Here is a 9,708-nt window from a genome sequence, read left to right as displayed (position 1 = left end):
GCCAGATTTTCCTCCACGATTTTCAGCACGGAATCATCGTAGTCCACCGCCTGAATCTCCCCTGCCCCCAGCTTGGCGGAGATAATGGACAGAATGCCGGAGCCCGTGCCCACATCAAAGACGGTCATGCCCGGCTTCACCAGCTTTTCCAGCTGGCGGATGCACATGGAGGTGGTGGCATGGGTGCCGGTGCCGAAGGCCGCCCCCGGGTCCAGCTCGATAACCACCTCGCCAGCCTCCGGCTCATAGCTTTCCCAGGTAGGCTTGATAACCACCCTGTCACCGGGCTTTTCCGTATGGAAATACTGCTTCCAGGTATCGGACCAGTCCTCGTCCTGCAGCTCGCTGGTGGCAATCGTCCCCGGAGCGATATTCACGCCCCTGCCCTCCAGTGCCTTCAGCTCCTGACGGAAGGTCTGCAGCCTGCCCGCAAGCTCGCCATTGACCGGCAGATATGCCTTTTCCGTCACAATCTCCGTCTCTGTCGCAATAGGAATATCCGTGTAATCCCACTTGCCGGAGGTTATATAGTCATTTACCAGCTCCGGGTCCTCGATTACCACCCCGGAGGCCCCCAGCTCACGAAAAATCTCCGCTACCAGCTCCACTGCCTCATGGGTGGTCTGAATGCTGACCTCGCACCACTTCATACAAAATTCCTCCTCTATGCAAATAGCACTGCCTCCCGCATCACAAGAGGCAACCGCTTGCAAAACCATACTGCATCATGTATAATAATAGCAAGAGGGGTACCGGCAGACGGTCGCCCCAAAGTGAAGATGTTTTTAGAAAACCGCCTCAGATCAGCAGCCCGGGGCGGTTTTTCTCATGCCCTGGCTGCCAAAACAATCAACAGCCACAAGGTCAGCACGACAATATAACAAAAATCGTATTTCCCACAAACATCGACCCTCTCAGGGGACACAGTAACTCCGCCTACCGTATCGGTACAGCTCTTGCCGAAAATAATTATACAAGAAAAAATGTTCAATATCAACACATTCTATCTGCAATTCCCCTGCCGAAACAACAAACAAAAAATGCAGTGCCCCATAAAGCCGAACTCAGTGTCCGGCTCATGGGGCCGCTGCAAAATCAAGCATATTTAATTGCCGGGCAATTAATGCCTCTTGGTGCGGAGCAATGCCCAGATAAGGTTCTTGATGTCCTTATCCTTGTCGATTTTTACCTGTACGGCACGCTCATTGCCGATGATGTTGAAGTTCTCTACCAGGAAGCAGTAAATCAGGACACCCAGGGCAATCAGGCCGGCGCTGACGATAATCTCGCCAATGCCAGGGAAGTATGAGCCGCTCTCATACATGGAGGTGAATACGCAGTTCAGGCGGTTCAGGATAACGCCCAGAACCGTCAGCCATGCATAGGTCAGCAGGCCGCCTCTGGTCTTTCTCAGAGGACTGACAATAATCAGTATAGGAATGATGATGCCGAAGAGCATCTCCACGCAGTACATGTTGCTCTGCAGGGAGCCCTGGAACACATAGCCCCACAGGTCCATAGAGAACAGGTCATACAGCTTCATCAGGAGATACACGCCCATGATGCGGGTACCCACACGGGTGAGCCTCAGCATAATCCTATGAGGTATCTCATGCCCATAAGCTGTCTTGGCCAGGGTAGTCTCAATCGTAACCATGGCGGAACCAACGAAGAAGGAGGAAAGCAGGAAGTAAATCGGCAGGAACTCGCTCCACCACAGCGGGAACATTCTCTCCTTCATAATCAGGAACAGGCCGCCCAGGGAAGACTGATGCAGTACAGGGAATATCAGGCCGATTACCACCAGCACAGGCAGTACCTTGACTACATACCTATGCAGCTTCTTGACCAGGACACGCTCGGTAATAATCTCGAAGAACTCCAGGCTCTGAATGGTTGTATAAATGGAAATACACCAGAATACCTCGAACAGCACCGAGGTGTGTCCCCAGGACACGAACGGACGCCAGAAATTGAACCACTGGCCGATATCCAGAAACAGGCCTGCCATTACCAGCACATAGCCCAGCAGGGAGGTCAGCAGGGCACCGCGGGCCACAATCTCATACTGCTCATAGCGGAACATGTGCACCAGCAAAGCAGTGGAATAACCACCACCGGCCAGGGCTACGCCGCACATTACATCGAATGCAATCCACATACCCCACGGAGTTTCATCCGTCAGGTTGGTTACATACTGGAAGCCTGTCAGGAGACGGAACAGCACGGTTGCCGCCATCAACAGCACAAGGCCTGTCAGAATAAAACGAGTAGGGGTGACGGTAAAATCCCATCCCAAAATTCTAAAACACTTATATACCTTCATGCTCAGCCCTCCTTATCCTGCTTGTCATCATCCTGCTGCTTCTTGTTCTTTTCCACACGATGATTGTAAAAAGAAAGGCCGGCCAGGAACAGCGCCCAGGCAGCGGCAAAGCCAGGAACCTTGGACATATAGCTCTTGGTGTAGCTGGTGACAGGCGTATCGCTGACCTGCTTGAAGCCCAGATCCTCAAAAGGCACATCGGAGATGTAGAGCCACTGGGAACCGCCCACCTCATGCTCGCCATATACATGGTTCACATAGCGGCTGTCGGAATTGATGATTTCGTGAGCCTTCTTGATAAGCTCATCCCTGTCGCCGGAAATCAGCGCGCCGGTGGTGCAGGCGGATACGCAGGCAGGGGCATCGCCCTTTTCTACCCGGGCCTCGCACATCTGGCACTTTGCTACCTGCGGGAACTGCTCATCCCACTGATACTTAGGGATGGAGTACGGGCAGGCCACCAGACAGTAGCGGCAGCCTACGCACAGGTCAGGATAATAAACGACAGCACCCGTCTTTTCATCCTTCTGGATAGCCTTGGAGAAGCAGGCAGAGGCACAGGCAGGCTCCAGGCAGTGCAGGCACTGCTTCTTGACAAATCTCAGCTTGTCAGCCGCCGGGTGGAACTCCTGAATAACCGTCCAGCGGTTGTCATCCAGCTCCACACGGCCATCTTTTATATTGCGAGGCTTGGCCTTGAAGTCCAGCCCGTTGTACATTTTGCAGGCAACACTGCAGCCCTCGCAGCCAATACATTTGGTAATATCTACTAATACAGCCATTTATTTCACCTCTTCTCAATCAAATAACCGTTCATGGCGGTCTACAAAGGATGTATGCAGGTACTTCTCAGCCTTTTCACTGAGAGGCTTGCCATAAAATTCCTTATAAACAGACTGAATTTCGGTGTTGTCATGGCTGCAGCGCTTTTCTGAGCCGGTATCTTCCTTGTAGATGGCCTCAATGCGCTTCAGCTTTGCGCTGTTCTGAGCAGCTACGGTGGATTTTGGCTGTCCGCCGCCGCCGATACAACCGCCAGGGCAGGCCATAAACTCGATGAACTGCCACTTGCTGCTGCCGCTGGCCTTAATGCCGTCCAGAAGCTTTCTGGCATTCTCCAGGCCGTGGCACACGGCGATATTCACTGTACCCACGCCAGGAATGGAGGCGGTTGCCTCCTTGACCGCAGTCATGCCGCGGACAGGCTGCCAGGACAGAAGGTCAGCAGGCGGATTGGAGCCGGTGGCAAAGAAATAGGCAGAGCGGACTGCCGCCTCGGTAACGCCGCCAGTAGCGCCGAAAATCTTGCCGGCGCCTGTGGACTCGCCCAGCACGGAATCATACTCACGCTCAGGCACCGTATTCAGATCAATGCCCTTGCGCTTCAGCAATACAGCCAGCTCCCTGGTGGTCAGCACATAGTCCATATCGCGGTTGCCGTCCACCTGCAGCTCCTCGCGGGCTACCTCAAACTTCTTTGCCGTACAAGGCATGATGGAAACATTCACGATGTTTTCCGGCTTGATGCCCATCTTGTCAGCGTAGAAGGACTTGATGGTAGCGCCCATCATGTTCTGCGGCGACTTGCAGGTAGACAGGTTGTGAATAAGCTCAGGATAGAAATACTCGCAGTATTTTACCCAGCCCGGACAGCAGGAGGTCAGATGCGGAATCTCATCCTTGGCCTGGGTCAGCCTGTGTACAAACTCCGAAGCCTCCTCCATGATGGTCAGGTCAGCTGAGAAGCAGGTATCAAAAACAGCATCAAAGCCTGCCTCCTTCAAGGCACCTGCCATCTTCTTGCCGACACTGGTACCCGGCTCCATGCCGAATTCCTCACCCAGGGAAACCTTGGTTGCCGGGGCAGTCTGCACTACAACGTGCCTGGTATCATCGTCGATGGCCGCAAGCACTTGATCGATGTTGCGCTTTTCGGTGATTGCGCCGGACGGACACCACATAACGCACTGTCCGCAGTTGACGCAGGCGATTTCGCTTTTCAGCGGCAACGGATAGTTGCCGTACACGCCCATGACATTCTTGCAGGCCTCTACACACTGGCCGCACAGGATGCACTTTTCATCGTCGCGCTCAATGGACGGATTGGCAGCGCTGATCGCTACGCGCCCCTTCAGGTTGACCGGGAAATCTCCCTTGCTCTGATACTGATCAGGTATCCAACCCTCGGCTCCGGACGGCTTGCCTTTACAGCCAGCAGCCATTACGCCAAAGCCTACTGCTCCGGACCCAGCCACAACCTTTAAAAACTTGCGCCGAGATATTTTGCTACTCATACAAACTCTCCTTATAAAAACATAACTCCCCTATAATAAAAACAATAACTATCGTTTATTATTGTATCACTTGAAAATAAAGATAAGAAATATTTTATATTTATGTAATAATTAAGTTTACATATAATTCAGTTCAGTAGGATATCTTGTCCAGAATCCCCGTCAGATGCGCGATTGCTACCCCATAGTTCGTCATAGGCACATGGCTCTCCCTTGCCTTCTGAATCCGCGCCATGACAAACTGACGGTTGAACATACAGCCGCCGCACTGGATAATCAGGTCGTAGCCGGACAATTGATCCGGAAAATCCGTCCCGCTCACCACGTCAATCTGCATGCCCTCCCCAAAACGCTTTCTCAGCAGCCGTGGAATCTTTTCCCGGCCTATATCCTCCTTCAGAGGCGCATGGGTACAGCACTCGGCAATGAGCACCCGGGAATTTTCCGTGAGGCTGTCTATGTGCCTTGCCCCCTCTATGTAATACGAAAGGTCGCCCTTGTAGGCTGCGAACAGCACGGAAAAAGAGGTCAGCCTGCTCTCTGACGGCTTGTGCTCATAGACATGCCTGAACACCTGTGAATCGGTGATTATCAGCTGCGGGGCAGCTTTCAGGCGGGACAGGGCAAGCTCGAACTTCTCTGCGGAGGCGCATATCACCGTGCATTTCCTGTCCAGCAGCTCCCTGATGGTCTGAACCTGCGGCAGTATCAGGCGGCGCTTCGGCGCCTGAATGTCCTGCGGCATAACCAGCAGCACCACATCGTCCTCACTTACCAGACTGCCGGTGATAAACTCCGCGTCATAGTCCTCCGGCATCAGCCTGGAAAGAGCCATGCGCAGGCCTTCCTTGTCCTTTGTCCGGCCGCAGTCCATCACTACCGTTTCCACCTTGCTGTCCTTCTGCCTGCCGCCCAGCTTCGCCCCGATGCCGTCTGCCGCGTCCGCATGCCCTGCAAAGACATTGACAAGGCACAGCACAGGGATGTCCTTCTGCCGGAAAGCCTCCAGCAAATCAAGCTCTGCGGCAAAATCCTCCCTGCCGTCTGCCGGGAAAACGACAATGGCAATATCCGCCTTGTCCATGGCCAGCTTCGTCTTTTCCAGACGCTTGGCCCCCAGGGCGGTGGTGTCCTCCAGCCCGGCCGTGTCCATCAGCACGCAGGGCCCCAAAGGGCTGATTTCCATCGCCTTATAGACAATATCCGTAGTCGTGCCGGCCACATCCGACACTATGGAGGTGCTCTGGCCGGTCAGGATGTTCACCAGCGTTGACTTGCCGCTGTTGGTCCTGCCAAAAATACCTATGTGAAGCCTGTTTGCGTTTGGTGTTGAATTTAACTCTGCCATAATTAAAACCTGAAATCCCTCTTACCCTTGCTGATATCGGCTATATGCTCTGCGGCAATCTTCCTGACTTTTTCATTCGGAATCTTTTTCAGTTCCTCGGCTATCATAGCCATGCCCTTTTCTTTGGTGGCCTCGCCGGCGTAATCCTCAAGGTACTCCTTCAGGGTCATCAGGGCATTCGGATGACAGCAGTTCAGAATCTGCTTGCTCTTGCAGAGGGACATGAACCTGTCGCCGGTGCGCCCCTCACGGTAGCAGGCCGTGCAGAAGCTAGGAACGTAGCCCAGGCTGATGAGCCAGCTGATAACCTCGTCCAGTGACCTCTGGTCGCTGACGTCAAACTGGGCAGAGTTATCATCCTCCGGCTCTTCCTCCACATAGCCGCCGACGCTGGTGCGGGAAGCGCCGCTTATCTGGGAAATGCCCAGCTCAAGGGCCTTCTCCCTGACGGCCTTTCCCTCGCGGGTGGAGATAATCATGCCGGTGTACGGCACGGCAACCCTTATCAGGGCAATAATCTTCGCAAAGATTTCATCGCTGATGCCGTTGTCAAAGGCATCCGGGTCAATGTCGTCAGCCTTCTTGACGCGTGGCACGCTGATGGTATGAGGGCCCACGCCGTGAACGGCCTCCAGATGCTCTGCGTGCATCAGGATACCGGCAAATTCATAGCGGTACATCTCCAGCCCGAAAAGCACGCCCAGCCCCACATCGTCTATGCCGCCGGCCTGGGCGCGATCCATGGCCTCCGTATGGTAGGCATAATCGTGCTTCGGTCCGGTCGGATGGAGCTTTTCGTAGGCTTCCTTGTTGTATGTTTCCTGAAACAGGATATACGTGCCAATGCCCGCTTCGTGGAGCTTTCTGTAATTCTCTACCGTGGTAGCGGCAATATTGACATTTACCCGGCGGATAGCGCCATTTTTATGCTTGATGTTGTAAATCGTATTGATGGATTCCAGCACATATTCAATAGGGTTGTTTACAGGATCCTCTCCCAGCTCGATAGCCAGACGCTTATGGCCCATATCCTGCAGGGCCGTCACCTCCCTGCGGATATCCTCCTGGGTCAGCTTCTTGCGGCTGATGTGCTTGTTCTTCAAATGATACGGGCAGTACAGGCACCCATTGACGCAGTAATTGGACAGGTACAGCGGCGCAAACAGAACTATGCGGTTGCCGTAGTAGTCTTCCTTTATCTGCCGTGCCAGGGCAAAAATCTCCTGCAGCTTTTCCTCGTTATCACAGGCCAGCAGCACGGAGGCCTCCCGATGGGTAAGTCCCTTGCCCAGCTTCGCCTTGGCAATAATAGCATCGACAACCTCCATATTGTCCTTGTTTTCATCGGCATATTGCAGGGTTGCCCTGATTTCTTCATCGGAGATAAACTCCTCTGCCTTCATGGACTTTACATCATACATTTTCAATCCCCCATTATCTATAATCTCCCCGGTCACAGACCACCGTATAACCGGCACTCCTGACACGCTTTTTCAGGCATTCGATACACTCTGCCGCCTCTTCCCCGGTACATATCTTGGCATCGTACAATGCATACTTTTTCCGTACCTCCTTTGGGGAAAGATTTGGCATGACCACATTGGCTCCGGCCATCAGGCCTTTTTCACGCCCGATGGCATCTATTGTCCCCAGGGCTGTCGTAGCCGGCAGCAGCACCCGTGGCAGCAGCAGGCGGATGATGGACAGCAGGGTTACCGTCATGGCCGCTGTCCCTCCTGGCTCACCGCCGAAGGGCGTATCACGCTGCGGTATGAAAGGCCCGATTCCTACCATGTGCGGTTCCAGCTCGCGCAGGAACTGCAAATCCTCATACAGGGTATCCACCGTCTGGCCCGGTGAGCCCGTCATAAAGCCAGCCCCCACCTGATACCCTATTTCTTTCAGGGCGTACAGGCACTCCTTCCGGCGGCGCAGGGACATTTCCTCCGGGTGGAGCCTGCGGTAATGGGCTTCATTGGCAGTTTCATGACGAAGCAGATACCTGTCAGCACCGGCATCAAAGTACCGCTTGTAGCTTGCCGCCTCCTTTTCCCCTATGGACAGGGTGATGGCACAGTCAGGATGATTTGACCTGATGCTTCGGATGATGCGGCACATTTTTTCATCTGTGAAATACTCGTCTTCGCCTCCCTGCAGTACAAAGGTCCGAAATCCCAGCCGGTAGCCCTCCCGGCAGCAGCCCAGTATTTCCTCCTCCGTCAGCCGGTATCTGGCAGCATGCCTGTTGTCCCGCCGTATGCCGCAGTAATAGCAGTTGTTCCGGCAGAAATTGGTAAATTCTATAAGCCCGCGGATAAAGACATCCCGCCCATAGACAGCCTGCCTTACGGCTACAGCCCGCTGGCGCAGGTAGTCGCCTTCATTTCCATCCAGCAGATACCGAAGCTCATCCCGCGTGATATCCCTTTTGGCCTCAATATCGTCAACAACAGAAATACTACCATCTCCTAAAATAGCTATTATTTATGCTTATAAATTAATCATATTACTTTTGGTAATCTAAAGCAATACATTAGGCAAAAAATTGACGAAAAACCCTATTCATGGATATTTTATTACTAAAATATCCTGAAAAGAATCTGAAATTACAGTTTTTTTTCATAATTGGTCTGTATAATTAAGAGAATTTTATTTTTAGAGGAGGAGATTTTATGTTCAGTGGCATTGGTGTTACAGAACTTATTTTGATATTGGTTATTGCCCTGGTGGTCTTCGGGCCGGGCAAGCTGCCTGATGTGGGCAGGGCTTTGGGCAAGAGCATCAGGGAGTTCAAGAATGCCGAGAAAAATATTATTGAGGACGTTACTGTAGACGAGGAAAAGAAGTCTACCAGTACCAAGGCATAATGATATGGCACATACTTCAGAAGCCCCGGACACGCTGCCTGTGCAGAAGGATGAGGCCGTGCCGCAGGAAAACAGCGGATATACAGCCAATATGTCCATATTGGAGCATCTGACGGAGCTGCGGCGGCGGATTTTGTACAGCCTGCTGGCGGTAGCCGTATGCTCTGCCATAGCCTATGGCTTTTTGGACAGGATTATGGCATTTCTGATGGAACCTGCCGGCAAGCTTTACTATATGCAGCCGGCAGAGGCATTCTTCGTCTATGCCAAGGTTGTCGTCTTTTCAGGCTTTATGCTTTCCCTGCCGGTTATTTTTTATCAGGCATGGGCTTTTCTGCTTCCTGCCCTGACCATGCGGGAAAGACTGCTGCTGTCAGTGCTGGTGCCGGTTTCCGTGTTGCTTTTTGTGGCGGGCATCCTGTTTTCCTTCAAGCTGGTCCTGCCTTTGGCCATGAACTTCTTTCTGGGCATGGGCAGTACGGACTTTCAGCCGTTTCTGTCGGCCGGCAGCTATTTTGACTTCATCCTGACCTTTGTCATTCCTTTCGGCCTGCTTTTTGAGATGCCGCTGATTATGCTGGTGCTGGCATGGCTGGGCATAATAACCTCGGATATGCTGGCGTCAAAGTTCCGCATTGTCATCATGGTGTGCTTTGTCCTGGGGGCATTGTTTACACCGCCGGACATTATCAGCCAGTGCATGCTGGCCATTCCCATGGTTTTGCTCTATGGCGTCGGCTATCTGGCTATAAAGTACATATTGCACAAATAAAAAAACTGTTTCAGGCTATCTATGAGCTTGAAACAGTTTTTTACGGTTGGACGTACTTGCCTGCCGAATAAAACTGGTGTATATTTCAGTTTATCGTAGTG

General features: G+C 52.7%; 9 protein-coding genes. 2 read left to right on the top strand and 7 right to left on the bottom strand.

Features of this window, described 5'->3' with window-relative positions; genetic code table 11:
• The 7 genes from ACI3UA_RS07890 to hydE all read right to left on the bottom strand — a co-directional run.
• On the bottom strand, positions 1-650 hold a 650-nt coding region (locus tag ACI3UA_RS07890; RefSeq protein WP_439724267.1), incomplete at its 3' end, for a 50S ribosomal protein L11 methyltransferase.
• 470 nt (positions 651-1,120) lie between these two features.
• Complete coding sequence (locus ACI3UA_RS07885; protein ID WP_439724266.1) at positions 1,121-2,326, bottom strand: hydrogenase; 1,206 nt, start codon at positions 2,324-2,326, stop codon at positions 1,121-1,123.
• Between the two features lie 2 nt (positions 2,327-2,328).
• A complete protein-coding gene (locus ACI3UA_RS07880) occupies positions 2,329-3,108 on the bottom strand; it encodes a 4Fe-4S dicluster domain-containing protein (RefSeq protein ID WP_439724265.1) in 780 nt (259 codons plus the stop codon).
• Between the two features lie 15 nt (positions 3,109-3,123).
• A complete protein-coding gene (locus ACI3UA_RS07875) occupies positions 3,124-4,620 on the bottom strand; it encodes a [FeFe] hydrogenase, group A (RefSeq protein ID WP_439724264.1) in 1,497 nt (498 codons plus the stop codon).
• Between the two features lie 133 nt (positions 4,621-4,753).
• Positions 4,754-5,968, bottom strand: coding sequence for a [FeFe] hydrogenase H-cluster maturation GTPase HydF (gene hydF, locus ACI3UA_RS07870; protein ID WP_439724263.1), 1,215 nt, complete (start codon positions 5,966-5,968; stop codon positions 4,754-4,756).
• Between the two features lie 2 nt (positions 5,969-5,970).
• On the bottom strand, positions 5,971-7,389 hold the full coding sequence (gene hydG / locus ACI3UA_RS07865) for a [FeFe] hydrogenase H-cluster radical SAM maturase HydG (RefSeq protein WP_439724262.1): 1,419 nt from the start codon (positions 7,387-7,389) through the stop codon (positions 5,971-5,973).
• 13 nt (positions 7,390-7,402) lie between these two features.
• Entirely contained in the window at positions 7,403-8,362 is a 960-nt protein-coding gene (hydE, locus tag ACI3UA_RS07860) for a [FeFe] hydrogenase H-cluster radical SAM maturase HydE (protein WP_439724268.1), read from the bottom strand.
• A 278-nt stretch (positions 8,363-8,640) separates the two neighbouring features.
• Here hydE and ACI3UA_RS07855 point away from each other — a divergent pair, with 278 nt between their 5' ends.
• A complete protein-coding gene (locus ACI3UA_RS07855) occupies positions 8,641-8,835 on the top strand; it encodes a twin-arginine translocase TatA/TatE family subunit (protein ID WP_439724261.1) in 195 nt (64 codons plus the stop codon).
• Positions 8,836-8,839: 4 nt separating this feature from the next.
• On the top strand, positions 8,840-9,607 hold the full coding sequence (gene tatC / locus ACI3UA_RS07850) for a twin-arginine translocase subunit TatC (RefSeq protein WP_439724260.1): 768 nt from the start codon (positions 8,840-8,842) through the stop codon (positions 9,605-9,607).
• Positions 9,608-9,708 lie beyond the last annotated feature (101 nt).

Origin of the sequence: Anaerovibrio sp. (assembly GCF_051866355.1) — a bacterium.
In the GTDB taxonomy this organism is placed as follows: Bacteria; Bacillota; Negativicutes; order Selenomonadales; family Selenomonadaceae; genus Anaerovibrio.
This window is presented reverse-complemented; position numbering and strand designations above follow the sequence as displayed.

Excerpts from the sequence above, each read along its gene's own strand:
- ACI3UA_RS07885 (WP_439724266.1), bottom strand. The coding sequence starts at position 2,326 with ATGAAGGTATATAAGTGTTTTAGAATTTTGGGATGGGATTTTACCGTC.
- hydG (WP_439724262.1), bottom strand. The coding sequence starts at position 7,389 with ATGTATGATGTAAAGTCCATGAAGGCAGAGGAGTTTATCTCCGATGAA.
- hydF (WP_439724263.1), bottom strand. The coding sequence starts at position 5,968 with ATGGCAGAGTTAAATTCAACACCAAACGCAAACAGGCTTCACATAGGT.
- ACI3UA_RS07875 (WP_439724264.1), bottom strand. The coding sequence starts at position 4,620 with ATGAGTAGCAAAATATCTCGGCGCAAGTTTTTAAAGGTTGTGGCTGGG.
- tatC (WP_439724260.1), top strand. The coding sequence starts at position 8,840 with ATGGCACATACTTCAGAAGCCCCGGACACGCTGCCTGTGCAGAAGGAT.
- ACI3UA_RS07855 (WP_439724261.1), top strand. The coding sequence starts at position 8,641 with ATGTTCAGTGGCATTGGTGTTACAGAACTTATTTTGATATTGGTTATT.
- ACI3UA_RS07880 (WP_439724265.1), bottom strand. The coding sequence starts at position 3,108 with ATGGCTGTATTAGTAGATATTACCAAATGTATTGGCTGCGAGGGCTGC.